General features: G+C 41.8%; 18 protein-coding genes and 1 riboswitch. Of the genes, 3 read left to right on the top strand and 15 right to left on the bottom strand.

Going from position 1 to position 25,970, the window contains the following annotated elements; translation table 11 throughout:
- Nucleotides 1-37: 37 nt before the first annotated feature.
- Entirely contained in the window at nt 38-2,449 is a 2,412-nt protein-coding gene (locus ACFQV5_RS15035) for an ABC transporter permease (protein WP_379248157.1), read from the bottom strand.
- A gap of 3 nt (nt 2,450-2,452) precedes the next feature.
- Nucleotides 2,453-3,229, bottom strand: coding sequence for an ABC transporter ATP-binding protein (locus tag ACFQV5_RS15030; protein ID WP_379248156.1), 777 nt, complete (start codon nt 3,227-3,229; stop codon nt 2,453-2,455).
- A gap of 491 nt (nt 3,230-3,720) precedes the next feature.
- On the opposite strand from ACFQV5_RS15030, the gene ACFQV5_RS15025 reads away from it, so the two are divergent.
- Nucleotides 3,721-4,638 carry an AraC family transcriptional regulator gene (locus ACFQV5_RS15025; protein WP_379248155.1) on the top strand — a complete coding sequence of 306 codons (918 nt, stop codon included), beginning with the start codon at nt 3,721-3,723 and terminating at the stop codon, nt 4,636-4,638.
- Between the two features lie 133 nt (nt 4,639-4,771).
- Here ACFQV5_RS15025 and ACFQV5_RS15020 read toward each other — a convergent pair whose 3' ends face one another.
- From ACFQV5_RS15020 to ACFQV5_RS14995, 6 genes are all read right to left on the bottom strand, one after another.
- Complete coding sequence (locus tag ACFQV5_RS15020; protein WP_379248154.1) at nt 4,772-7,399, bottom strand: family 16 glycosylhydrolase; 2,628 nt, start codon at nt 7,397-7,399, stop codon at nt 4,772-4,774.
- Between the two features lie 165 nt (nt 7,400-7,564).
- A complete protein-coding gene (locus tag ACFQV5_RS15015; protein WP_379248153.1) occupies nt 7,565-9,136 on the bottom strand; it encodes a response regulator in 1,572 nt (523 codons plus the stop codon).
- A 3-nt stretch (nt 9,137-9,139) separates the two neighbouring features.
- Nucleotides 9,140-10,978, bottom strand: coding sequence for a sensor histidine kinase (locus ACFQV5_RS15010; RefSeq protein ID WP_379248152.1), 1,839 nt, complete (start codon nt 10,976-10,978; stop codon nt 9,140-9,142).
- A 148-nt stretch (nt 10,979-11,126) separates the two neighbouring features.
- A complete protein-coding gene (locus ACFQV5_RS15005; protein WP_379248151.1) occupies nt 11,127-12,791 on the bottom strand; it encodes an extracellular solute-binding protein in 1,665 nt (554 codons plus the stop codon).
- A 90-nt stretch (nt 12,792-12,881) separates the two neighbouring features.
- Nucleotides 12,882-13,766 carry a carbohydrate ABC transporter permease gene (locus tag ACFQV5_RS15000; protein WP_379248150.1) on the bottom strand — a complete coding sequence of 295 codons (885 nt, stop codon included), beginning with the start codon at nt 13,764-13,766 and terminating at the stop codon, nt 12,882-12,884.
- A gap of 47 nt (nt 13,767-13,813) precedes the next feature.
- On the bottom strand, nt 13,814-14,734 hold the full coding sequence (locus tag ACFQV5_RS14995) for an ABC transporter permease (protein ID WP_379248149.1): 921 nt from the start codon (nt 14,732-14,734) through the stop codon (nt 13,814-13,816).
- A 148-nt stretch (nt 14,735-14,882) separates the two neighbouring features.
- Here ACFQV5_RS14995 and ACFQV5_RS14990 point away from each other — a divergent pair, with 148 nt between their 5' ends.
- Nucleotides 14,883-15,626, top strand: coding sequence for a glycoside hydrolase family 16 protein (locus ACFQV5_RS14990; protein ID WP_379248148.1), 744 nt, complete (start codon nt 14,883-14,885; stop codon nt 15,624-15,626).
- Nucleotides 15,627-15,679: 53 nt separating this feature from the next.
- Here the strand turns inward: ACFQV5_RS14990 and ACFQV5_RS14985 are convergent, their stop codons facing one another.
- From ACFQV5_RS14985 to ACFQV5_RS14975, 3 genes are all read right to left on the bottom strand, one after another.
- On the bottom strand, nt 15,680-17,503 hold the full coding sequence (locus tag ACFQV5_RS14985; RefSeq protein WP_379248147.1) for an APC family permease: 1,824 nt from the start codon (nt 17,501-17,503) through the stop codon (nt 15,680-15,682).
- Nucleotides 17,504-17,643: 140 nt separating this feature from the next.
- A riboswitch (cyclic di-AMP (ydaO/yuaA leader) is annotated at nt 17,644-17,804 on the bottom strand.
- A 251-nt stretch (nt 17,805-18,055) separates the two neighbouring features.
- A complete protein-coding gene (locus tag ACFQV5_RS14980) occupies nt 18,056-19,354 on the bottom strand; it encodes an MFS transporter (protein ID WP_379248146.1) in 1,299 nt (432 codons plus the stop codon).
- Nucleotides 19,355-19,513: 159 nt separating this feature from the next.
- Nucleotides 19,514-20,212: a MerR family transcriptional regulator gene (locus ACFQV5_RS14975; RefSeq protein ID WP_379248145.1), complete on the bottom strand. Its 699-nt coding sequence runs from the start codon at nt 20,210-20,212 to the stop codon at nt 19,514-19,516.
- 151 nt (nt 20,213-20,363) lie between these two features.
- Here ACFQV5_RS14975 and ACFQV5_RS14970 point away from each other — a divergent pair, with 151 nt between their 5' ends.
- A complete protein-coding gene (locus tag ACFQV5_RS14970) occupies nt 20,364-21,239 on the top strand; it encodes an alpha/beta fold hydrolase (protein WP_379248144.1) in 876 nt (291 codons plus the stop codon).
- 4 nt (nt 21,240-21,243) lie between these two features.
- Here the strand turns inward: ACFQV5_RS14970 and ACFQV5_RS14965 are convergent, their stop codons facing one another.
- The 4 genes from ACFQV5_RS14965 to ACFQV5_RS14950 all read right to left on the bottom strand — a co-directional run bounded on the left by ACFQV5_RS14965 (nt 21,244) and on the right by ACFQV5_RS14950 (nt 25,962).
- Complete coding sequence (locus tag ACFQV5_RS14965; protein WP_379248143.1) at nt 21,244-21,789, bottom strand: undecaprenyl-diphosphatase; 546 nt, start codon at nt 21,787-21,789, stop codon at nt 21,244-21,246.
- A gap of 202 nt (nt 21,790-21,991) precedes the next feature.
- Nucleotides 21,992-23,146 carry an AI-2E family transporter gene (locus tag ACFQV5_RS14960; RefSeq protein WP_379248142.1) on the bottom strand — a complete coding sequence of 385 codons (1,155 nt, stop codon included), beginning with the start codon at nt 23,144-23,146 and terminating at the stop codon, nt 21,992-21,994.
- A gap of 860 nt (nt 23,147-24,006) precedes the next feature.
- The gene (locus ACFQV5_RS14955) at nt 24,007-24,807 is read right to left on the bottom strand and encodes a polysaccharide deacetylase family protein (RefSeq protein ID WP_379248141.1); all 801 of its coding nucleotides are present in this window, start codon (nt 24,805-24,807) and stop codon (nt 24,007-24,009) included.
- Nucleotides 24,808-24,828: 21 nt separating this feature from the next.
- Entirely contained in the window at nt 24,829-25,962 is a 1,134-nt protein-coding gene (locus tag ACFQV5_RS14950; RefSeq protein ID WP_379248140.1) for a serine hydrolase domain-containing protein, read from the bottom strand.
- Between the last annotated feature and the right edge of the window lie 8 nt (nt 25,963-25,970).

Below are 25,970 nucleotides of genomic sequence, written 5' to 3'. Positions count from 1 at the left end.
CGGTAGTGTGCAGTGATTTCCTTCAAAGAACGATTTCTTATTCCATAGTCAAAATACGCGGAGATGTGGTTTGTACAGACCTGGACGCGAACCAAGAACCTAGACAGGCAGCAATAACACTCAGTGGAATCACCGCTGCAATCCCTCCTCCATTCATAATTAATGGAACTTCCACAATACCGTAATCCGCCAAAACGATATTAAGCAAAGGGGGAAGTCCAATCAATCCCAAGGGGACTCCCACACAAGCCCCAATCGCGGAGACAACGAATATCCCTGCTGTTACCGAAATACGAATCTGCCTTGAAGTCATTCCGATAGATTTATAAATACCGTATGTTCGGCTCTCTTTCTTCATATTAATACGGCTGATGCTGTAGATAATGACAAAGGTAATCACGATGAATAGCAAGGCCATAATCGACATTGGCAATATCAGTATGGTAAACGCTTGAGAGAATACATCATCCACCAAAGTTGCCTGACTTGCAGTCGAGATTTCGCTGCCATACTTAAGATTCAACTCATCCACGAAGTCATCAATTGAAACGCCGCCTTTCAGATTGATAAAGATTGTATTCATTACTGCTCCATAGCGGGGATTAACTTCTTTGATGACATCCGATGTAATTCGACCCGTATAGGACATGTTAGCAATCGCCTGATAAATACCAGTAACGGTTAGAGTATGCTTTTCTCCTTCAATGTAAATATCCAGTGGATCACCTAGTTCAACATTCAGATTCTTCGCAATGTTTACACCTATTGAAATTTCCCCAGCATTCAACGGATTTCGGCCCTTAACGTTCTCATAACCGATCTCATCGTAATTCCCTTCAGCTACCGTCAATAATATTCCCATTGTATCCTGCTTCATTTCGGCTGCGAGTTCCTTATTAATCGGCAAAACCGCATTAGCGTCTCCATAACGGCTATAGTTCTTCACTCTTTCATCGGTAAGTACTTCCGTACGAAGCTGTTCATAGGACATTTTATCTGGATTATCGATTCTTACGGATAGATCGGACGAGTCATAGCCCCATTTCGCTATAGTTCCATGAATCGAAGAAATACTGTATACAAACAAAAATCCAAACACAAGTACGGAAGTGGATAAGGCTGAGATCAGAATGATCAATGCGGAACCACGAAGATTCTTCAACACCCCTCTTAGCCCAATCACCATTTCTGTCGGAAGCGAGCCCAGCTTCAGAAGCTTCTTCTTCCATGTGTTTTCACTACCTAATTTTCTCGAATGATCCTTCTCCGATTTCCCGTAACGAATCGCTTGCGCCGGTTCGACACTACGAGCTTTATAGGAAAACAGCAGTGCGGATATAAAGATTACCGCTATCACCGCAACCCCCACCCATATTGCGATTGTCGAAAATGGAACATTCATATCTGATGTCCCCGTATTGAGATAAGCCATCGAGCTGCTAACAATTTGGTTGGAAAAGAAAAAACTGAGTAATATCCCGGGGATGACGGAGATAAAAGCCAAAAGCGTATATTGTGACACATATACCGAAACCACTTTTCGTGAGGACAATCCGACGGACTTAATAATGCCGATGGTCCTGTAATTCGATAGCACTGCATCTGAAATCATAAAACCAAGCGTATAAAGAGCAACGGAGATCATCACGACCGCGAGAAAAACCATAATGAAGCTAATAACTTGGTTTGAGATCATATAATACGAGGATATACTCTCAAAATCCTTCACTGACTCCAAAAAAGGAGTGCCTAGCGATCTCTCGAAGGTTTCCCAATAAGCACGGTTCTGGCTGTAATCATCGAATCGCAGTCCGGTCATATACATATCATTGCCTTGTAGAGAGGACATATGGGCATTGTAATCCTGATCATTCATCCAAACCCTTCCACTCGTTGCAAAAGGTGAACAATACGAAATGTCTACAACAACAGCTGCGACTTGCAATTGGAAGGTTTCTTTATCGGTCTTGAATTCAATCGGATCACCGACTTTAATATCGTTGGAGTTAGCAAGAGATGTTGGAATCCAGGCTGTTCCAGGTTTCGGAGCATTCCCCTCCTCCCCTTGGACAAACAAAAGCCTATCGACCGGAAAAGGGCCATTTGGCGTATCCATCATAAACAAATCAACATTGGGAATTTCCTCTCCAGCATGAGACATACTGGAAAGATAGCGGTAACGCATCATATCCGAGGTTGTCACTCCTTGCTGCGCTGCCCACCAGTCGTGAACCTGCTGAGGATCATGTATACCGTTCTCCAAACGTAATATTTGATGGGCGCCATGAGTTTCGGCATGCATATTCTCGTACACACGGTTCGTATTATTGATGACTAGCACCGCCGTGGAGAGAAGCAAAGCAGATAACATGATGATGATCGCCATGAAGCTGTTTTGTACTTTTTTATTTTTTAAGTTTGACCAGCATAGCTTCCAGACCGCATACATCCTTTATTGCCCCCTTTCTGATATAAACTCAAATATTTGGTTCTCTCTTGCTTTCAATTGTTCTATCGAATATTTGCCAAGCTCCAAAATCCCATCAATATTACCATCCTTCACCAAGATTAAACGATCTGCTCTGCAGGCTGCCTTAATATCGTGTGTGACCATGACGATCGATTGTGATTTACGGTTCATCTCAGTCAAAATATCCAGAATAATCGTCCCCTGCTCCTGACTGAGTGCTCCCGTTGGCTCATCGGCGAAAATCACCTCAGGTGAATTGATCAACGCCCTTGCAATCGCTGCCCGCTGTTGCTGACCACCGGATACTTGAGACGGCAAGCGATTAGCTAGCTCCGCGATACCCATCATCTGCAACAGGTTCATTGCCTGGTTATGGATATCGTTTTTACTACGTCCAGCTACATATCCTGGAAAGGAAACATTTTCTAACAGGGTGAAATCTGGGATTAAATTGATGGATTGATAGACATAACCGATTTTGTTAGAGCGAAAATCCGTGATCTTTTTTTCAGAATATTCGTCAATCCGCTGTCCCTTGAAATACACTTCCCCGGAGGTTAGCGTGTCCAGACCGCTTAGCAGATACAGCAGCGTGGATTTACCTGAGCCTGAGCTGCCCATAATGACGGTAAATTCGCCTTCGAATAATTCTAGATTCACGCTTTTCGCCGCATGGAATTGTTCTGTACCCGTAGAGTAAGATTTGCATAAATTAATCGCCTTGAGCATAACTACCTTCTTGGTATTGACTGTACTCATAAAAACTCCTCCTTGTAATTACAGCTTTTGTTTTTATTACATCAGCTGTATTTTTCCATTTTGGTTAAATCGTCTAATGATTTTGATCATATGGCGTTAATCATGGTGGAGTGGTCATTTCACATAACTGATAAGGTAGGTTTGTATGAGAGGAGTGCTATTTATGTTCAATGATTATGTCGCCTGTGTCGGAGATGCCTATTATAGCTTTATTCAGTACTGTACAATATACAGTAGCTGGTTTTACACATATTAACATTCAGTACTGAATAATGCAAGATACCTAGTAATATTTCCTTCCTGTTTTTATGCCCATTTCATTAACAAATAAAAAAAGTCGCAAGTTCCGCGACTTTTTTTTGAAACATTTCCATACTAGATTGTTATCTCGATTGTCTTAAATCATTGCCTATTTCTCTCACGACAGTTAACAAGAGCGAGAGAAATCCGCTATAATTGACAAAAACATATATCCAAGGAGGATATGATGTATGCTTCAGAAGCAAAAGGAACTAGTCAGCTTGATCGAACAGCATTCAAACCATAATCATTTCGAAACCTCAATTCCTTCACTATATTTCTACCGTCACTCTGGGATTTCAGAAAAAGCCTATAGAGTTTATACCCCTTCTTTCTGTGTGATTGCTCAAGGCGTTAAAGAAGTACTTTTGTCTAGAGAGCGCTTTGAATACGGTTCGGCTGATTACTTGATCGCCTCTATGAATCTGCCGGTTATTGGCCAAATCATCAAAGCTTCATCTGATGCTCCTTATTTGAGCTTCAAGCTTGAATTTACCCAGAATCAAATTTTAGAGGTTATGAATGACTCAGGGCTACAAATAAAAACTAGAGAAAATGCAAAGCGAGCTTTATTTGTTGGCAAAATGGAATCTACCTTAATGGACGCGGTTCTTAGATTGATCCGCCTATTAGATACCCCTAGCGACATTCCCTTTCTCGCTCCCCTTTATATAAAAGAAATTTTATATAAATTATTGCAAGGACCTTACGGGGTAACGCTTGCTCAGATCGCTATGGAAGGAAGCAGCACTTATCGAATTAGGAATGCGATTGAACAGATTATCCAAAATTATGATCAGCCGTTGCGGGTAGAAGAGCTGGCCCAAATAGCCCATATGAGTGTTTCTACCTTTCATCGTAACTTCAAAGAAGTAACTGCTATGAGTCCGATTCAGTTCCAGAAACAACTGAGATTACAAGAAGCAAGACGTATATTGTTAAATGAATCTGCTGATGCATCTGATGTTGCCTTTCGGGTAGGATATGAGAGCGCCTCACAATTCAGCCGTGAGTATGTCCGAATGTTTGGAGCTCCCCCAAAAACGGATATCAAGCATTTAATGGAACAATATGATCCTGCTAAAAGTTTGGTCCACCAAGGAGACTAATAATCTTCATAAGTATAAATTTATGTTGTGAATTATTAATGATTAAAATTAAAAAGATGTTTTTGGTTATATTAGGCTGTCTGATCATCGATTAAAGCGAAACCGGAGAGACTAACATTCTCTTGCCTTTCGTTTATTCGGGTATTCCTTGTGTTACTCCATGGACATAGGTAAGCCAAGGGGTATCTAAGGCACCTTGCCCTGGGTCATAGGTAAAGAAATATTCGACAGTATCCCCATGTTTCAGATTATTTACAGGATAAATATAGTTACCGTTTCCCTCCTGGTTCATGGCAACGTTCATCTGGACGCCGTTGTTGACTTTGTAGTGCAAATCCGCGAAAGTTGCGCCATGAACATAAAACAGCAAGTCATCATCAATCTTCTTCAAGCCCTGGACCTCATCTCCAATAATGATCACCGGAGATGGCTCAGGTACAACAGTTATAGTAGAGCTAGCTGTTTTATGACCATCAAAGGTTGTAGCTGAAATGGTTGTCGTGCCTGGAGAGAGCCCTGTCACAAGTCCGTTTGGACTTACGGAAGCGATACTAGAATCAGATGCGGACCAAGTAACTTGCTTATTCGTTGCATTAAATGGTGACACGCTAGCGCTTAACTGAATATTTTGGCCAACTTCCACTTGCGCTATGGAAGGGTTCACAGTTACACCGGTAACCGGAACGGTCTCAGAATTTTCGCCGCTATTATCCTTATAGACCCGAACGTAGTCCACCAGCATTGTAGCTGGAATATCAGATGGATCCGGAGTCCGGCCGCCGTCAAAATGTCCACCGATCGCCAGATTCATAATAATATAGAATGGCTGGTCGAATGGTGCGTTTGGATTGTTTGGTGCAGCTACCGAATACCATTGATCTCTGGTGACTTTAAAGAAAAACTTGCCGTCCACATACCATTTGATGTCGTCCTCTTCCCAAATCATAGAATACACATGGTAATCACTCGCGAAGGTCTGCCCTTCGGGGAAGTAATATTCGCCGGCAATATATCGGTTCACTGGCCATTGTCCGCCGAAGTGTACAGCTCCGCTTGTCGTACCGGGTAGACGTCCTTTGGCTTCCATGATATCAATTTCTCCAGAAGCAGCCCACGCACCATATATAGAATCTTCCGGCAGCATCCAAAGTGCAGGCCAAACGCCATTGCCTGTAGGTAACATGGCACGAATGTCAACTCTCCCATATTGGAAAGAGAGATGATCTTTAGTGTTAAGTTTACCTGAGGAATATTGCGCATACCGGCTTGGGTCCTGCGGAAAGGATTTTGGCTCATTCAAAGCTCTAATATTCAGCTTTCCGTCCTGTACAAACACATTTTGTGAGCTGTTCGTGTAATGCTGTAGCTCGGCATTACCCCAACCCCAGCTATTAGGATCTTCATTGATGTAATAACCTGTTTCATAGTTCCATTTGCTCGTATCAAGTGCGTTTCCATTAAACTCATCCTGCCAGATGAGATTCACACCTTCGATGCCTGGATCACTAGGCGTTCCGATCTCAATATCCTCCTGATCGGTTATGTCCGGACGTGGAGCATCAGGATTGCCTATTAACGTATAGGTGACGAAATTATTGTCAACATTTCCACTCTGCTCCCCGTTTAACGGATAGCCGATACGAATCTGGATGTCCTCCTGTATCGGCTGTAACCACAAGCCATAGATATAATCGGCCCAATACCCCCACTGATTCGCATCAGACATGTTATTGTAGCCATTAGCAGCGTAGACAAAACCGCTTTGACTGGAATTACTCATGTCTACCCATTGCCCATTCATATTGATCTCGTACACAAAATTACCAATCTCTGTCCCTATTGGCGCACCTCCGTCAATCTTAGGAAGCGGGATGCTAATGGCGCCCTTCGAATCAGCTGTAAAGGTTATTCCATCATAAGGAGTTATGACATAGGAGTTTCTTACGGGTTCATTAAAGATGATCGAGTAAATGATGTTAGCTGAAGAAGTCTTCGATTCTAGCTTAACGTTAATCGACTCCGTTACGTTAAACCAGTATCCACCGCCTCCTTCGGTGAATTGTCCAAAGTTGCTGTCATAGATCCAACCGCTGTCAGCATTATTATCTATATCAACCCATGTGCTGCTGTTAACCGGCTTTACATACACCTTTAAATCTTCAGCTACGGCCTCATAGATGATAGCGGGATCATGATTGAATGTAGGATATGTAAATCCTGTACTGCCGGTAAATCCTGCCGTGATTTGCGGTCCTTGTGTAGGTGTCATAGAAGTAATCGTTGTTTTATCAACGTTTTGATATTCAAGCGTGTAATCAAGACTGACTCCATTGGATTTGGAGTACAGCTGAATCTCGGTCGTTTCGGAGACGATAAACCAATAGCCATTCAAGCCCCCATCGCTCCAGTGCCCCCAGTTCTTGTTATAGATAAAGCTGCCGATACTATCGATGTCGACCCAATTGCCGTTCTGTCTCACATGAACGCCAACATCACCCGACACTTGATTCCAAGTGGCAGAGCCTCCATTGAAGATCGGCATGACAAAACCGTAACTGGCCTCTCCGACCCCGGATTTCGAAATGATTGGCCCGTCTGCCGCTGAGAAGTATGACATCGAGGTAACTGTGGTTCCTGTTGCCTCAGCTGCTTTCAGATTTGAAGTCGGCCATGCACTGATGCTGCCCAGCATTACAAGAGCCAAGAACAAATGAAATACCTTCTGCTTGAACCGTTTCTCCGAGCGAATAAGACCTTTCATAATTGCCCTCCTTATTTCAAAAAATAGATTTCCCCAGTGTTAAGCAAGAAAGAAATCGCTTACACAGGGGATCATCTATATTCTATCGAATAGAGCAATCTTACGAAAAGGTGCAATAATTTTTGTTGTACCCCAATATTTTGGATATTGATTCGTTACACTTGTTTAAAGTCTTGTGTCCTGATATTTCCCTTCTCTTTCCGCCTTCTGTCGCATCTGCTGCCGATATTCTGTGGGCTGGACATGCATCACCTCTCTGAATGTCCTTGTAAAGCTTTTATAGCTTTCGTATCCAACCATGGCCGCTACCTCAACGATTTTATGATCGGTTTCAGCTAAAAGCCTCCGGGCTTTCTCCATGCGTACATCACGCAAGTATTCAGCGAAGCCTTTACCAATATTCTTCTTAAATAAGTTTGAAAAATAGGCATAGTTCAATGACACGTGATTGGATACCATCGCAAGATCCAGAGGTTTATGATAGCTCTCGTGTATGTATCGGATCGCTTCATTCAAATCCTGTGAGTTGCGATAGCTGCACTTGTACTCATAATAGAATTGGTTCAATCGAAGCATCTGCTGCTGTAGTACTGCAATATAATCGCGAATGCCCGGATAATCGAAGAGATTGCGTAAAGATTCTATATCGAGCGCCTCTTCCCCCATGTAGGGGCGGATCAATCGTTCGTATTCCTCCAACATTTTCACCGTAGCACTGCATAGCTGAAGGGTATAGCGAATGTGGTAACGCTGAAGCACATCTTTATTGAAAATCGCAGATATACCATTTGCGATTATGCCGCTGTTTTTTGTCCCAATGTTTTGGAATAGGGCATAAAGCTCTTCATATGGGAGCTGCCATTCCTGCTCCAGGCGTTGGATGTGCTCAGGTAGAATACAGAGCTGATCAGGAAACAGGTAACTATGATGGTATAGCTCAATTACTTGGGTGTAGCTATGCGGCAATGATTTTAATCCTTGATTAGGACTGGTCATAACCGCAATAGACTTGATCTGCTCTACCTTTAGCGCCGACGGTAAAGCATTCGAATCTACAGTGGCATCCACCGCAAGGATCATGTACGGACGGAGCTGCAGGCAAATACACTTACGCCTGCCGTACACTCTGTAAGCAATGGACTCCATGCTATCAACACTACTTACCCCTGGCTGATTAATCCACCGTTCCTCCCGCAGAAGGCATAGACGATAGCCTTGCCACAGCTCTGGATTATGTTGCTGGGTCTCTATAACCCACGCTTCATCACTCGCTGCACCTTGCATAAACATTCGTAGCTCCTTGCGATCCGTTTCCCGGGCAAGACGGGAGACGTGCTTCATATTACGGGAGAGTTGCTGCCGTGTTTTGATCTCTTGCCATATCTGCTCTATCGATGATTGCAAATCCTCCCGCTTCACAGGCTTCAGGAGATATCCTTTTGCACCAAGGCTAATGGCTTGTTGAGCATACGTAAAGTCGCTATAGCCGCTGATAATCAGGTATTCCACCTTGAGGTACTCTGATTTCGTTTGCGCCATGAGTTCCAGTCCATCCATATCCGGCATTCGAATATCAGTGATTACCAAGTGGATACTGTGCTGACGCAATATCGCCATTGCTTCAATCCCGCTCGCTGCACAGTAAAGATTGCCGATCTGTAGATCAAATTGTCGCAGCATCGTTTGCAGGCCATCGCGTATGTGTTTTTGATCATCCACAATGAGAATATTGATCATATCCTACCAACCTCCAAGATTTACGTTTTCCCAAGGCAAGCGTATGGTTACGCAGGTATAAGCACCATGTATACTGTCAATCCAAAGACCGCAATCCTTACCATAATGCAACTGCAATCGCTTGTGCACATTTTCAATGCCCAGTCCGTTCTTGCTGGTTATAATCGGGGAATCCGAGGTACCACTCAGTACGGCATGCAAGCGGGCAAGCATTTCCGGTTCAATACCTACACCGTCGTCCCGTATCTGGATCAGGAGATGCTTGTCATTCTCAACCGATACAGTAATATCAATGTGCACGATATCGTCCTTAGGTGCTGCATGATGAACAGCGTTTTCAACTATGGGCTGCATACACATTTTAGGAATGGTATAACGAAGCACCTCATTCGGTAGATTGGCCGTCAATACGATATACTCGCCTTCCATAAAATTAATGAATTGAATATAGTTTTGTATGTTGGCAAGCTCCTCACTAAGAGCTACAGTATCACTCCGCCACTGCATGTTATACCGAAGCTGTGAACCTAATGATACCAGTGCACCCGCGATAGCTGGCTGCTTCTGAACCTCTGCCAACATTCGGATAGATTCCAGCGCATTGTATAAGAAATGAGAATTTATCTGTGAATGCAGCGAGTGCAGCTGAGCGTTTTTGGCAATCAACTGCTTATCCACGACTTGCGTCATCAGATGTTTGATTTCATCAAGCATATTGTTGTAGCTCACTGCTACCTCATCGATCTCATCGCCAGTTTCATGATTATCAAGACCGACATCAATTTTCGCATCCAGTTGACCTGTTCGAACCAGACGCATTGAAGCGAGAACACTATCGAGACGCCGAAAAATACGCCGAGTTGTATGAGATACGAGCAGCATAATCAGCAGAAGCACGCATAATGTAATTGCCACCACAAAAGCATACCAACTGCGAGGACCCTTCATCAGTGCCTGATGGGAGGCAATATCCACTACATAAGCTTTCAGAGGGGCAATATAGCGGTATAGTGCATAGTAAGTATGGTCTCCTACTTTGACTTTCACCGGACTTTCCTGCTGAAGCATATCCATATTCCCGTGAATGCCACTAAGGATTGTTTTCAGTTCTTCCCCTGCTTCTTGCGAAAACGCATGTCGGGGATTATAAATGGCTCTTGAAGGATCACTTTCGTCCATCACAACCGAAAAGAAGTCACCTTCATTCTCCTCGAATAATTCACTGAACATCGCGCTATGCGAAACGCGTATTTCCACAAGGCTTGGTCGTTTCTGTTGTTGTCCCTGAAGGCGTACCAGCCTGTAATAAGACAGCGAATGCTCTCCATTCTTAAAAGAGAATAAGCGGTAAGCGGCTCCACCTTCCTCCCTCAGCTTTACCCAATAATCCTGCGGCCAGAATTTGTCATAATGGTAGATTACCGGCCATATTTCAAACAAATTTGGATTATCGACGTAGAAACTAAGTTCACTGATCAACGAATGGCTCTGGATAATATTATGCATCTGCTCATACTGATTCTGTCTGAATTTAACCAGCCGCAAGCCATCCCCAAGCATATTGGAATGTATAAAATCCACGAATGCCGATTGTGTCAGGGCAGTCGAGGAAGCGTTTTCAACAATGTCCATTTTGCCTCTCAGTTGTTGTTCGAGTCGCGAAACATGATTGTTTCCCGTAGTCATAGCATCCTTATAGAGTTGAGTTTCTTGTGTACGAATAAATAAAAAGGATACCAAAATGCCAGGGATAGCAATCGTAATACTAAGCGCAAGGAACAACTTTTGAGATATGCGGGAATTACGGTACAGACGTCTCCACTGAGTCAACAGATAATTCATTCAAAGTCCTCCCCCACCTCTGTAATATACCATATATTACAAATCTGCTGGTAGGTAAGCATTTCGTTATACCTAATGTTAGAAACCACAAAAGCAGAGAATACCGGCCACTAATTCAAGCGGCCGGCAAAACTCATATAAGGTATTGTTATTCCGCCATTTTTGCTTTTCGGGCATCCAGTTCTGTCTGGCGATATTCCATTACTTGATCAAAGCCGTAACTCACACGGCGTTCAAGGAAATTCTCAAAAATCTTATCAAAAGCAGCTTCATCTTTTGCGGTAATTAACTCAGGCAGCACTTCTTCCCAATTTTGAGATATACGTGACCAGGCTACCGCAGCATCTGAATCACCCATTGGATCTAGACCTTTGTAAATTCCACTGTCGATATCAGCCTGCCCGTTAGCAAAGTCCTCCATTTGTTTAATATAAGGAGCCTTCTCGGGTCTCCACTGGTTGACGATGACAGGATTCCGCATCATCCAGTACGTATCCACGATACCGTACTCTTTTTCCAGCTTCTCGATATCGGTTTCAAGTAATTGCACCATTTCAGGCTTCAATTCTGAGTTGCCATTCACCATGTCCCATGTTTCGCCCTCCTTACCTAGAAATAGATCTCTTTGACCTTCTTCGCTAGTCAGATAGGACAGGAAACGGATGGCTCGTTCAGGATTTTTAGTAGATTTACTTACCATCGTAACCATCCATCCGTCCATGTTGCCAGGGAACAATTTTGCACTATCCCCCTTTGAATTCTGCGGTCCATCCACTGCAATATAGTAAGAATCAGGATTTGAGCTAGCAGCAAGCATCGGGTTAACAGCAGACATTCCCGTCCACTCTCGAATCATCATGAAATAACGCGCGTTATTCGTTTTTTCTTCAACCTGCGTATCCGAATCCACCAAAAAATCAACATTTAACAACTTGCGCTCGTATGCGGTGCGGAAGGTTTTCAGCCAAGTGATATAATCCGGATCGGTCATTCTGTCATATACTTTACCGTCTTTCTCGTGTGGTACAGCCAGTAGGTTGTGCAGGTACTCGGTCATGCCGTAAGGTACATTTCCTTGTGCAAAGAAGGGGCTTATAGGTTGACCCTTATACTCTGGATATTGATCCTTAAGCAATTGAAGCGCATTCAAGAATCCTTCGGGGGTGCTCAGATCTGGACTCCCCATCTCCTCATAAAGATCTTTTCGTACCAGAAAGGTCTGGTTGGCAGCCGATAGGCCGGTTTCATGCATCAAGTTTGGACTGTAAGAATCATTTGGAATACCATACGTATTGCCGTTCTCTTGGCGGTACCATTTAAGGGTACCGTCTCCCGCTACTTTGAAGAAATAAGGATCATATTGTTCTGCCAATTCATTCAATGCATACACATGATCGCCTTCCCATAGCTTTTTGACAGCGTTTTCCCATGATCCCATCGTAATCAAGTCCGGCAGCTGTCCTGAGGTCATCATCAGGGTCATTTGCTCGTTCGCTTCACCGGACGGAACTTCGATTTTGATATTAACGCCTGTTTTTTCCGTTATATGCTTGGAGGCCAAGCTTTCCCCCCATGTCTGGCCATACCAATTCGCACCTACAAACCATGTTAAATCAACAGGAGAAGTATCTTGCTTCCATGCAGGCTCATCGGGATTCAGCTTAACTTCGACCTGCTGGTCTGTCTTATTATCTGTAGGCTGTGGAGTAGGTGGCTTTTCACTTTGCTCGGAACGAGTACAAGCGGCCATGCTAAGGACCAGAATCGTGGCCAAAACGAAGGCTAAACATTGTTTGATAGATTTTCGCTTCATTATAAGTACTTCCTCTCTTTCAAATGATAGAATACAATATTTCTTTATCGAGCGCCCTTCAAAACCAGATCTTAGAAGAGGCGATGACGATTACCCTTTAATTGCACCAATCATAACGCCTTTGACAAGATAGCGCTGTATAAACGGATAGAAAATAAGAATCGGCAACGTGGCCACCATCATGGAAGCAAACTTTATGGAGTTGCCTGGCAGCCTTGCGCCAAACTGGGCCATCGCCTGCTGTTGCATAAAGGACATCGAGTTCTCTGCTATGATTTTATAGAGTAAGGTTTGTAGCGGTAGCATATCTGGCGAATGAATATAAATTACGCCTTGATAGTAATCGTTCCAATGATATACGGCTGAGAAAAGTGCGATTGTTGCGATGACCGCCATACTGTTAGGCAGTACGATTTTGAATAGCACCCCATAATCCGACGCCCCATCGACTTTCGCGGATTCCTCCAAACCGTCCGGAATGGTGCGAAAGAAGCTCATGAATATGACCATATTGAAGAACGTGTACATTGCAGGAATGATAAACACCAGAAAATGATCATACAAGCCCAGTTTAGTCATGAGAATAAACGTAGGAATCAGTCCGCCTGAAAACAACATCGTGACTAAAGCGATTTTGAGATACAGCTTGCGGCCAATCAGATGCTGCTTGCTCATACCGTAAGCCACAATGGCGGTAAACAACACATGCACCGACGTTCCGATCACTGTTCGCAATGTAGTGATGTAAAAACCGTTCATCATACTTTTATCCTGAAACACGACACTGTAACTGGACAGTGATATTTCTTTGGGAAACCAGTTCACAGTACCCAGCATTGCTTGTTCCGGTGCGTTTAGCGAATTAATAAACACAAACCACATCGGGTACAGCGTGATAAAGCAAACGGCCAACATCAGCAGTGTATTACAAATCTCAAAAACGCCGATTCGACGAAACCTCCTGCGACTTAGCATGTTTTTGTCCTCCCTTCTTCTTTAGTAATCGATTTCATGATTCGTGATTAAAAAATACTTTCGCCGGTTAGTTTTTTAGATGAGAAATTGGCTAAAAACAACAAACCCAGCGCCACGATGGATCGGGCAAATAGTACGGCCGTCGAGAAAGAGTGGCGCCCAGATACCAATCCCATGTTATAGATATACAAGTCTAAGCTCTCCGCCATCCTCATGTTCATGTTGTTTTTGAGCATAAAGATCTGTTCAAAGTTGCTTCCCAGTATTCCACTAACAGCTAAGATAAACAAAATAGCAATGGTTCCGCGAATACTCTGAACGGTAATATGCCACATACGTTGCCAGCGGTTCGCGCCATCAAGCTCTGCAGCCTCGTACAATCCCGGATCTATGCCGGATATGGCAGCAATGTAAATAATAGCGCTCCAGCCAGTTTCTTTGAGAATATCGGAAAAATAGGTAATCCACCAAAAGTACTTCGGTTCGCTGTTAAACAAGATCTCACGGTCCTGAAATCCGAGTGCCATAAACAGCTGGTTGATCACCCCGCCTTCACCTAACCAATTAAGCATGATCCCGCCAAAAATCGTCCAGGCAATAAAATGCGGCAAATACGAAATGGTTTGTACCGTACGCTTAAACCTCATATTCCGAATTTCATTGAGCATCAGGGCAAATAAAATAGGAACAGGAAAGCCCAGCAGCAGTTTGATGGTGCTCATACCCAAGGTATTGCGAATCGAGCGCCAAAAGCGATCATCTGTCATAAAGTCTTGAAAGTGCTTCAGTCCGACAAACGGTGACTCCAGCATGGGTTTCGCAATGCTATAGTCCATGAATGCAATCACCAGCCAAAGCATGGGAATATAGCAGAAAATAAACATCCAGATAATACCTGGGATGACCATGCTTTGCAATTGCCATTGCCGAAGAATTGCTTTTAGTTGTCCTGTCCTGTATTGGAACATGTTCCGTGCCCCCTTCTACTTCATCGTAAGAAAATCAGCAAAGGAAAAAAAGGCCATCATTTTTGACCCTATCCCAATTTTTTAGATTTGTTCTAACCGATCTGTTCAATGAAGTATGCTGTGATTAAATGAAAGGGGTATTTGAAGAATGAACAAACTTATATGGGAGCAAGATTTTTTAAATCGTAATACCGATTTGAGTGCATGGAATATTCGTTCTGGCAATGACCTGCTTGATCATGAAGGCAATCCCATATCCCCTGGTTGGGGTAACGGAGAGTTGCAGTATTACACGGGACTCGCAGACAATCTGTTCATCAATGAATTTGGATTAAATCTCTGTGCACGCCGCGAAGTTATTGAAGCAGATGGGAAGCACTTTGACTATACCTCCGCCCGTTTGGACACAAAAAATCATTTCTCCTTTCGCTACGGCAAACTTATCGTGCGCGCTAAGCTCCCTGTAGGTCAGGGACTTTGGCCTGCCATATGGCTGCTTCCGCAGCATGACACTTACGGCTCTTGGCCCGCTTCTGGTGAGATCGATATTATGGAATCTAGAGGCCGCCTGCCACAGCAAATATGGGGAACACTGCATTACGGAAAGGACTGGGACAATAAAGTTATCGATGAATTCTCTTACGAGTTTAAGAACGGTACGATTAACGAGTTCCATGATTATGGGCTGGAATGGGACGAAGGTACGATCCGGTGGCTGGTTGATGGGTATTGCTTCGCTGAGCGTCAATTAGAAAATGGCATCATGCCGTTTGATGAGCCTTTCTATCTAGTCCTCAACCTTGCTGTAGGTGGTTGGTTTGATCATGTGCCTGTAGATGAAGCTGCATTTCCTGCAGTCATGACGGTTTCATCTATACAACTATATGAATAGCAGACTACATAAAAAAGCTCTGGTCTAGTAACAGGCCAGAGCTTGAGAATGTTTTACTTTTTAAGGTGATACGGAACTGTCGTAACAATAACATCTTTCCGATACAGCAGATAGGTACGTATCATAAAGCTGGTTTGATTATGAAGCAGGTTTTGCCAGCTTTTCTTCGGAATGAACTGAGGAATGACTACTGTTACTTGATAGTTCGATTCAGCTGCTTTCCGTTGTATGGTATCTATAAATTTGCTTAATGGATGTATGATGCTTCGATATGGAGAATTTATAGTCACTAGCCTTACATCAGGTCTCCACTTCTTCCATTTTTCCTCGAACCGAGTTAACTCTTCTCTTTCAAAAGGAATGTACACCGCGATAATCTGATCCGCCGATAAAGACTTCGCATAGTTTAAAGAATGCTCAACAACATGTGTAATACCTGATACCGGTAAAATTACAACATTACCTTTTATCTCAATGGGTGGTTCACAAGTGGTAATCCGTAATTGTTCACCAACGGCATCATAGTGCTTTTTAATGCGTAGGAACAAGTAAACGATTAATGGCAGGAATATCAGCACAGGCCAAATCTGCACAAATTTCGTTACGAAAAAGATAAGGAATACGGTAAAGCTGATCAAAGCGCCGATGGTATTAATAATTAATTTTGTCACCCAACCTGCTGTCTTCTCCCGAATCCATTTTACCATCATCCCTGTCTGGGATAGGGTGAAAGGTATAAACACCCCCACAGCATATAACGGAATTAAACTCTCGGTTTGCCCGTGAAAGACAATAATCAGAACTATAGATAATACCCCAAGAATTAAAATCCCATTTGAGTAACCAAGGCGGTCTCCCCGAACGGTAAACATTCTTGGAATGAATTTATCCTTAGCAAGATTGACTGCAAGGAGTGGAAATGCTGAATATCCCGTATTCGCTGCTAGGATTAGAATCAATGCAGTTGTCCCTTGTATAAAGAAATACATAATATTACGGCCGAAGGTTTGGCTCGCAATCTGGGATACGACTGTTTCCTGCGCTGTTGGCGTTATACCGTAATAATAAGCTAGGAATACGATACCCGAGAACAATACGGCGAGTAATATGCCCATGGCCATTAATGTTTTGGCTGCATTTCTGGGCGCAGGATCTTTAAAGTTCGGTATGGCATTCGATATTGCCTCCACCCCGGTGAGAGCTGAGCTACCAGATGCAAAAGCTCTTAGCAGGATGAATAAGCTTATACCTGCAACCGGAGTTCCGATTGGAGCATGAAACTCAGGAGAAGCGTTACCCATCAGAATATTGTACATATTTACTCCAAGTAGAATAAACAAGGCCAATACGAACAAATAAACGGGATAAGCAAGCACGGTAGCCGACTCGGTAACTCCCCTTAAGTTCAGTATCGTTATAAGGATGACAAACGCTACCGCAATGCCGACTTTATGCTCATGCAATATTGGGAAAGCGGATGTTAAAGCATCCGTCCCTGCCGAGACACTTACTGCAACAGTAAGGATATAATCTACCAACAGAGAACCACCAGCAACTAAACCGGGATATATTCCAAGGTTCTCTTTAGATACGACATAAGCTCCCCCTCCGTGAGGATAAGCAAATATGATTTGACGGTAAGATAAAATTAAAGCCGTTAATAGTACCAATACTCCAATCCCAATAGGAATCGAATACCAAAGTGCAGCCCCGCTGATCGTAATCAGAACAAGCAGGATTTGTTCTGGTCCGTATGCTACAGATGAAAGTGCATCTGAGGAGAGTATTGCTAATGCCTTTTTCTTGTTCAGTTTTTGTTCTCCAAGTTCATTCGATTTAAGAGGCCGACCAATCAATAGTCTTTTTATTGCTGCCATCGTTAATGTCACCGCCTAGAGTTATTAAATATATCGTTTGAATTCGCCCTCATCACGTCCTGCAACACGATTTAGGCATAACAAAAAAAGCCGCAGGAAAGCTGGAGCTTTCCCGTGGCTTGAAAAAATAAGACACGACAAATTCCTCTTTCTTAACGCTTACGAGGTTAGCTGACGGATTCGGGAAGGAAAGTATCCCTACACATGCAGTAGCTAGCCAAGTGATTCACCCCGGAGATGAGGATGGTCTCATCTTATTGGTTCCCCCGCTTCTGATTTCAGAATTAAGCGATTTAGGAATATTCGGTTTTCATTCCAATTTGTAATGCACATTCATGATTACGAATGAATCTTACTCCTTCTTGGCACTTACTGTAAAGAAGCAAAGAAGCACATTTCAGTCAAAAAAAACGAATAAAAAGTCCATGATATCGATTACAAATGGTCTTCACCATGATTATCTTGAATTATCTCTGCCTCACTCTATTTTCCAAGTATACAAAAAATTAAAAAGCAGACCTTAAGGTCTGCTCATTGTATTTATTCTCCCACTCATGTTATTGAACTAAATTTCTTCTTTTTAAAAGACCAAAACATGATTGGGATTAACATTATAGCGAGGATACTCCCGGCAAAAGAGAGTGCAGAAAAACTGGAGTGCGCAACAACCATACCAGATAATGCCCCTCCCGAGGCACCTGCCAGAGCTATTAGAACATCTACAGATCCTTGTACTTTCGCTCCATTAGTAGAGTTGGTTGAATCGACAATTAAAGCAGTTCCACTAATCAATCCCATATTCCAACCGAGACCCAGAAGGGATAATGCTACGATTAACATAACCAGTGAGTCGGCAGGTGCAAGCGCAGCAATTATTCCTGAAGTAAGTAATGTTACACCAGAAGCAACTGCCATGACCTTACGTCCGATTTTATCAACCAAAATTCCAGTAACTAAGGATGGGAGATACATGGAGCCTATGTGGAAACCTAAAACCAAACCTACTTCTCCCAACCCATATCCATGATGTTTCATATGTACAGGAGTCATCGTCATGATAGCAATCATGACAATCTGGGTTACAATCATAACCGAAGCGCCAAGGACTATACCTCTTCTCTCTGCATACATTTCTTTTGGCTCATCAATGTTTCTTGTAGCTTTAACGGAGCTTTTGGCAAGTTCATTCGCGATTAATAGTGGATCTGGACGAAGGAAAATCAGCAAGACTAATCCAGCTAGAATATATGCTGCCGCAGCTAAAATAAATGATCCTCCTAAACGAGGTACACCTATCGAAAGAGCGAAATCACCCATAATATTCACTAAATTCGGACCGGTAACAGCGCCCAGTGTTGTGAATACCATTGCCATACTTACAGCGGTTGCCCTTTGCTTTGATGTCGCTAAATCCGTACCCGCATAACGGGCTTGTAGATTTGTTGCAGTCCCTGCACCGTAAATAAAAAGTGAGGGGAAGAGTAACCAAATGCTATTAAGAATGACAGATATGATTACACCAATTGCTCCTATGCCACCTGTGATAAAACCTAAACCCAATCCGAGTCTTCTCCCATGTTTCTGTGAGAACCTTCCTACCAACAGAGCCGCGACTGCTGAACCCAACGTAAATAAGGCAGTTGGAACGCCAGTATAGTTATCTGTGCCCAGCATTTCCTGAGCTAGTAGTGCACCAACCGTTATTCCAGCTGCAAGTCCAGCACCTCCAAATATTTGCGAAAATATCACAGTCACAAGTGTACGGCGATAAAGATTTCGCTGTTTATCCGGGGAATGAATATAGCTTTGTATTATTTCTTGTTCTTTGGTTGATGATCGTGATAAATCCATCTTACACTTCCTTTCACAAGCTGAACTCGGATCAAAGATCAAAAGTAGTTTACCTTTCCAGAGAAAGGATATCAAACACTTTTTTCCATTTAATCATATTTTCTAATCGTGAACTCGATAATATAAAAAACGGCAACCAATCGATTCGGCTGCCGCATATTATTCGTAAAAGTTTATATATTTCATCACTTCTGCGATACCTTTCATTTGAAATAATAGTTGATTGTTTAGTTTCTCCAAAGCTAATTGAAAAGAATGTTCGATTCTACCGTAATTTTGCGTGTCTAAATCATTTAAAAGTTTCTTCATATTTTCAATATAATAAACTGTTTTTCTCAAACTCCTGATGACCAATATCTTACGCAGTTGCGGTATAGAAAACACTCTATATCCATTTTCATTATTTCTTTCTGAATGGATTAAACCTTCATTTTCCCAATAGCGGATAGCAGAACTATTTACTCCTGCTATTTTTGCTACCTCTCCAATACTCATAAATTCTTTTAATTTCATATTTTTATATTCCGTAAAATTGGAATCTTTAATCTTAGTAAGTATTTCTTCTACTCTTTGTTTCTCCACTTGTATATGAAATTGTTGTTCATTTACTAACCATAGAGCTTTTTCAAAATTCGCGTCCTTAATTATTCTCATGACCTCATAAACAACGGGGATATCATACCCTTTTAATAAGGCTCTAATGGTAATAAACGCTTGAACGTGTATCGATGTGTAAAGGCGGTGATTGCTTTTTGTCCTTGGCACATCAGGAATGAGATCTTGTTCTTCATACCTTCTCAAAGTTGTTGTACTAACTTTTAAAATACTTGCAATTTGTTTAGGGGAATATGTCTCCATTTCTGAACTCCTAACTTAAAGTCAAACCTTCAAGTGCTACAATAATATATTTTATTTAAAATCCCAATATATCAAGGACAAAAAACCGCAAAACTGAAAGATTGCATGAATGTTATATGATAATAATATAAACAATTTAGGAGTGAGAAACTTGGAAAAAGTCATAAAACTTATGGATGATTCAAAAATAAAAGTTGGTTTAGTTGGAAATTCAAATTCCAAAACAATTATGCTTCCAGTTGCAAAAGAATCTGTTTATGGCCAAGAAGCCGAAAACTTAAAGTTATGGGGAGTAGACCCTAAATTAGGAGAGCATTTTATTAATGGTTTAGTCAACCAGTTTAAGATATTATATTTTGACTACGAAGGGCATCGTTTAATTCACCCGAATCCAGATAATCTTACACCTGAAAATATTGTAAAAGATTTTTTATTAATTGCTGATGAAATGAATGTTGAGAAATTTAGCTATTATGGTTACTCATGGTTAGCTTTAGTTGGATTGCAATTAGCCATTCGGACTGACAGATTAGATAGCTTAATCATGGGTGGTTTTCCTCCATTGGATGGACCATATAAAGAAATGATGGTGGTGACAAATAAAACATACGAACAAGCTTTAAATAATCAAAAGTCCTCTAATATTGATCAAGATCATCTCAGTCCAGAAGAGGTTGATTGGGATAACATACAGGTAAAGATCGACACGAAACAGACTAAACAGTTTGTTACGATGTACAATAATCTAATGGAATTTAATGATCGTGACATTCAACATAAATTAGATATTCCAAAACTGGCGTTTTCCGGGGAAAAAGACACCATTGTTTATGGAGATAATTTTGGAAATGTAACAGTAGATATTATCGGTATTCTTCAAAAAAATAAACAAGAGCTAGAACATCATGGTTGGGATATAGAAATCTTAACAGGAGATGATATGAATCACACTAAAGCAATGCAGCCTATAACGGTTCTGCCATTGATTAAGCCTTGGTTGATTAAAAATTTGAATTTATCTCATTAAATTATTATTCTAATAGCCGTTTCTTTAAAATAGGCAATCGAGGCACCATAATGGCTATGAAATAAGCACAAACGGTACTAATCAGCGCACCAACGATGACATCTGCAGGATAATGAACACCAACCCATACACGAGAGAGGCCTACCAAGAAGGCCAGCGATATCCAAATATATCTCCATCTTTTATGAAAGATACAAAAAGTCACACAGAATGAAAAAAATAAGATGGTATGATCACTAGGAAAAGAGTTGTTGACTGTTTTTTCTATTAGTTGGTTAACATGAGGTAGCTCCACAAATGGTTGTTTATTCGAATGTAATTGTCCAGCTATCTTTCCTAATATCTCAGCAAGCATGAAACTAATCATCGCTGAGATGACCATCATCCTATTACTGAGTTTTCTAGAGAACCAGAACAGTATTGTTAATAGAGCTAAAATATAAACCATGTATTCAGCAAGAAAAATAAAAGTAGAGTTTAAAAAAGCATATTCCTTACCTATATCATTGATGAATCTGAATAACTCCACATTTATTTTCGATATGTCCATTATTAATACTTCCTCTCTTATGTTCATTTTCAGTTTCATATGAAGAAGTATAAATAAGCATCAGGCATTTCATAATCGATTAACCTTACACTCTCCTTACAATTTAGTAATAAAAGGAAATGGTGATTCTGTTAAAACCGCAACCTCTATAAAACAAAAAAAAGCAACCCCCTTCAAACCAGGATAGGTTGCTTTTACTCAGTTATTTCTTAACTTTGTTGTTTGGTGGATCATACAATCCCGAAGTACCTTTGAACCACTCGAAAATATGCGATATGCAAACCTTAAGAACGGCATAACCCGGAACGGCTAACAGAACACCAACCACTCCAAATAAATTTCCCGATGTCAGAATGACAAAGATAATGGTAATGGGGTGAATTTTAAGTGTTTTGCCCATGATCTGAGGCGATATGAACTTGCCCTCAATTAACTGGACGATCGTCCATACAGCAACCATCTTCAGCAGCATTATCGGAGATGTAACAAGTGCTACGATCATTGCTGGAGTAATCGCAATTGCAGGCCCTAAATATGGGACAATGCTAGTAAACGATGCAATAATCGCTAGGATAAGCGCATAATCCAGCCCAATGATCATGTAACCTATGTAGAGTAGAATACCGATGCAGAAGCTGACGATGATCTGACCACGGATAAACGAACTGATCTGGTGATTAATATCTTGAAGCACATGCAATATACCGGAGCGACTCTTCGTTGGCAGGAAGGATAATATTTTCTTCGGGAGCTTCTTGCCATCCTTCAACATATAAAACAGAATAAAAGGTACCGTTACGATAGCCAATACAGTTTCTGTAAAAGCGCCGAGAAATCCTCCTACTTTACTCCATGTTTGGTTAAAGAGTTCCGATGCTTTCTGAGTTATCGTGCTCCACCATTCTTGAGAGTTGAAGCTGACAGCCTCCTGAATCTGACTAAACAATTGGCTGCCCGTAAGTTCTTCAAATTGCTGCTGAACATTCTCACTATATTGCGGGAAATTGTCAATCAGCCCCGTTATCTGGTTGCGCAGCACGGGAATAACTGCAAGGACGACCACCGTCAGAATACCTGCAATAGCAAGATACAGGATTAAGATGGACCATCCCCGTTTGATATTTCTTTTTTCCATCAAATCCACAAGCGGGTTGAGCAGATAATATAGTATTCCGGATAAGATGATTGGCAATACGATTGTCTTGATCAACACTTGCAGCGGATACAGAACAAATGAAATTTTGCTCAATACCAGTACGTTGAGTCCCACCAGCAGCAGGATAAGCAATAGAAGTACAAACTTGTTGTTTAGAAATAATCTCTTGAAGCGATCCGGCCAAATGCGGGGTTGTTCCATAAATGTCCTCCCTCAGTTAGTATCTATATTAAATATTGTAATAACACACCATCCAAAGATACTTATTCATTTCACTTATTGATATTAAGTCATCTACTTCATTATACTGTGCTGTTTGTGAGAAAAGAAGACATCCCCTTCGGGATGTCTTCTTTTTAGTTCTCAATCATTAATCTCATTATTCCCATCGATACTGCAACAATTCAAGCATTTGTTCAATATAGACGAAATAAAAGAAATAGATGAATTAATATCATTTTCTCCGTCTATAAAAGAAAAATTGTAATAATGTTTGGAAGAACAAAAAAATCATAGCACTAAAAATTGAAACGGTCAGGTAATATGAAATGAAGTGAATCCTTAAAAAGAATATGCTGATCATAACTCCGCTCACAACACCCAGCAACAAATAAGCTAATATGATCGTTAAGAGACCTTTAACCCCTTTCAGTTTAAATCTCTTATAAACTATGCTATCAATCACAGGTGATAGTATTACGCCTACAATGATGAATACGAAAAAATTAGGCACAAAATTGACTGCGAATATACCACTATAAGAATAGTAATTAATATGGGGAAGCCTTTCATTTATAGGTGTATATATGATCCAAGATGCATATAAGGTAGCTGCTATAGCTGAAACAATAGCAGCAATTATTTTCATGAATACTAATCTGTAACTCTTATTAGGAATATAAATTTTGAATTTCCTCCTTCTGACTGCATTATTTATACTGTTTCTCTGCTCATATAGACGGAGGACTTGTTTATTAGGTTGCGATATAAAAGAAAAACGCTTATATACTAAGCGTTTTTCAGGAAAAATATATCTGAGATTATTTTCGGAGAAATCAGTATTAGCCGAGTACAGTCAATTGGCCTGCCGCTAACTCCACAACATCTGATTCGACGCTGATCCACACACTTTGTGCAGAAGGATTATGAACCATTCTGTAATCGGCAGAGAATCGGAGCTGCCTCAATGCATGTATATAAGATACTATTTCAGCATTAGTAGCAAACCAAATGTCTTCTTTCCCAGCAACAATCTCTCCAAACCGATCTAGCAGTTCCCAGTTGTTGTCGTCCTCAAATTCATAACTATGTCCCCAAACATACAGCAATGCCATCTTAGTAAAACTCTGTTTTAAATTGATCAATTGATTGGCATACTCTACCATATGCCAGTGGCGGCAGGTTGGATGCCATCTAAGGAAGTCTGACGGCATATCAAACCTATTATGGTGTTCTACAGTCCGAGCGTATTCAATCCCAAGCGAAGGTAATACCGAGACCAGTTGATCGTTATATGTACCAAAAGGATAACTCATACCACGCACGGGATAACCAACAAGGGATTCCAGCCCCTTTCTGTCCTCCATAATTTCCTGAACCATTTGCTCCAAAGGCGACTGTTCTAGAAAAGGATGACTGACGGTATGAGCAGATACTTCATGACCTGTGAACAGGGGACGCACCTCCTCCCGTGAAAGAAACCCCTCTGTTCCAAGCGTACCGCTGTTTAAGTGAAATGACCCTTTTAAACCATACTCATTGAACTTCTCGACTACTCTCCTGTCATGAATCTGTCCATCATCAAAACTAAGGGTGATAGCCTTATGAACTCCCCCCGGAAAACGATCATATCGAATTCGCATACAGATTTCTCCTTTTAAATGTTATAGACAAGCATATACTATATTTCTCAGTCTGGGATGTACATAAGGCTCCTGATTGTTCCGCATATGCTGGGCATACATGACGGTTAACTGACGCGATGGATCCATGATGGCCAAAGAGCCAGCAGCCCCGCTCCATCCAAACTCACCGAGTGAGCTAAGAGAACCACTAATCTGTCTTGAGATATGGGTTCGAACGCCCAATCCGTAACCATAACCGGCTAGCTGTGACCAGGAGAAATAGCCGCGTGTTCCTTCATTTAACTGGTCCGTTCGCATAAGGTTCACTGATTCCGGCGACAGAAGCCTTACTCCTTCAGGACTCGTACCCAAATTGGTTAGTGTATTCAAAAATAGAACATAGTCGCTTACAGTCGAATATAGTCCGGCTCCCCCGCTCTCATATTCCGAGCCCAGTTGATAATTGTTGCCCTCGTCGTATATTGGCTTACCTAGAGTATCGTTATATTCGTATTTGAGAGCCAAGCGGGTACGCTGCTTTTCCGAAAGATAAAAGCCGGTATCGTGCATACCTAGTGGACCGGTAATTTCTTCATAAACATAATCGCTGAATCTTCTTCCTTCCACCACCTCAACTAAAGCGACAAGAACATCATGACACAAACTGTAAATCCACTTGGTACCAGGTTCACACAGCAACGGCTCTTTCGCGAGCGCTGCCACAACATCACGGGTCGGAGCTCTGCCGTTCGTTCCCCTCACAACCTCTTCAATCGAAGGCGAATTAATGTCATAGGAGAAGCCTGCCGTCATGGTAAAGAGATCACGCACTAGGATAGGTTTCTTTGCCCTTTCAAATATGACCTCACCATGGGGCAATGTCTTCTTCACATTCATGTCTGTATATTCGGGAAGATAGGCTGAGATCGGGTCATTTAACAAGATCTTTCCCTGCTCCACTAGCTGAAGCGCTGCCGTACAAGTCATAATTTTTGTTAAAGAATAAAGATGGATTATTCGCTGGTCGTCAATAGGAGTAGTCATATTCAAGTCTTCATAACCACTACGGTAACGAAACACCTCTTTGTTTCCGTATAGAACAAGAACTTCTGCCCAGGGTATGCGCCAAGCTGTAATTCGGTCGATAAAAGTTGATAACGGTTTGAATTCCATCGTAGATA

It is taken from the genome of Paenibacillus sp. GCM10028914 (assembly GCF_042666275.1).
Classification (GTDB): domain Bacteria; phylum Bacillota; class Bacilli; order Paenibacillales; family Paenibacillaceae; genus Paenibacillus_AQ.
The sequence above is the reverse complement of the archived record's forward strand: the minus strand, read 5'-3'. Positions and strand labels throughout refer to the sequence as shown.

Coding starts and splice junctions, on each gene's coding strand:
- ACFQV5_RS15035 (WP_379248157.1), bottom strand. CDS start 2,449: ATGTATGCGGTCTGGAAGCTATGCTGGTCAAACTTAAAAAATAAAAAA.
- ACFQV5_RS15030 (WP_379248156.1), bottom strand. CDS start 3,229: ATGAGTACAGTCAATACCAAGAAGGTAGTTATGCTCAAGGCGATTAAT.
- ACFQV5_RS15025 (WP_379248155.1), top strand. CDS start 3,721: ATGCTTCAGAAGCAAAAGGAACTAGTCAGCTTGATCGAACAGCATTCA.
- ACFQV5_RS15020 (WP_379248154.1), bottom strand. CDS start 7,399: ATGAAAGGTCTTATTCGCTCGGAGAAACGGTTCAAGCAGAAGGTATTT.
- ACFQV5_RS15015 (WP_379248153.1), bottom strand. CDS start 9,136: ATGATCAATATTCTCATTGTGGATGATCAAAAACACATACGCGATGGC.
- ACFQV5_RS15010 (WP_379248152.1), bottom strand. CDS start 10,978: ATGAATTATCTGTTGACTCAGTGGAGACGTCTGTACCGTAATTCCCGC.
- ACFQV5_RS15005 (WP_379248151.1), bottom strand. CDS start 12,791: ATGAAGCGAAAATCTATCAAACAATGTTTAGCCTTCGTTTTGGCCACG.
- ACFQV5_RS15000 (WP_379248150.1), bottom strand. CDS start 13,766: ATGCTAAGTCGCAGGAGGTTTCGTCGAATCGGCGTTTTTGAGATTTGT.
- ACFQV5_RS14995 (WP_379248149.1), bottom strand. CDS start 14,734: ATGTTCCAATACAGGACAGGACAACTAAAAGCAATTCTTCGGCAATGG.
- ACFQV5_RS14990 (WP_379248148.1), top strand. CDS start 14,883: ATGAACAAACTTATATGGGAGCAAGATTTTTTAAATCGTAATACCGAT.
- ACFQV5_RS14985 (WP_379248147.1), bottom strand. CDS start 17,503: ATGGCAGCAATAAAAAGACTATTGATTGGTCGGCCTCTTAAATCGAAT.
- ACFQV5_RS14980 (WP_379248146.1), bottom strand. CDS start 19,354: ATGGATTTATCACGATCATCAACCAAAGAACAAGAAATAATACAAAGC.
- ACFQV5_RS14975 (WP_379248145.1), bottom strand. CDS start 20,212: ATGGAGACATATTCCCCTAAACAAATTGCAAGTATTTTAAAAGTTAGT.
- ACFQV5_RS14965 (WP_379248143.1), bottom strand. CDS start 21,789: ATGGACATATCGAAAATAAATGTGGAGTTATTCAGATTCATCAATGAT.
- ACFQV5_RS14960 (WP_379248142.1), bottom strand. CDS start 23,146: ATGGAACAACCCCGCATTTGGCCGGATCGCTTCAAGAGATTATTTCTA.
- ACFQV5_RS14955 (WP_379248141.1), bottom strand. CDS start 24,807: ATGCGAATTCGATATGATCGTTTTCCGGGGGGAGTTCATAAGGCTATC.
- ACFQV5_RS14950 (WP_379248140.1), bottom strand. CDS start 25,962: ATGGAATTCAAACCGTTATCAACTTTTATCGACCGAATTACAGCTTGG.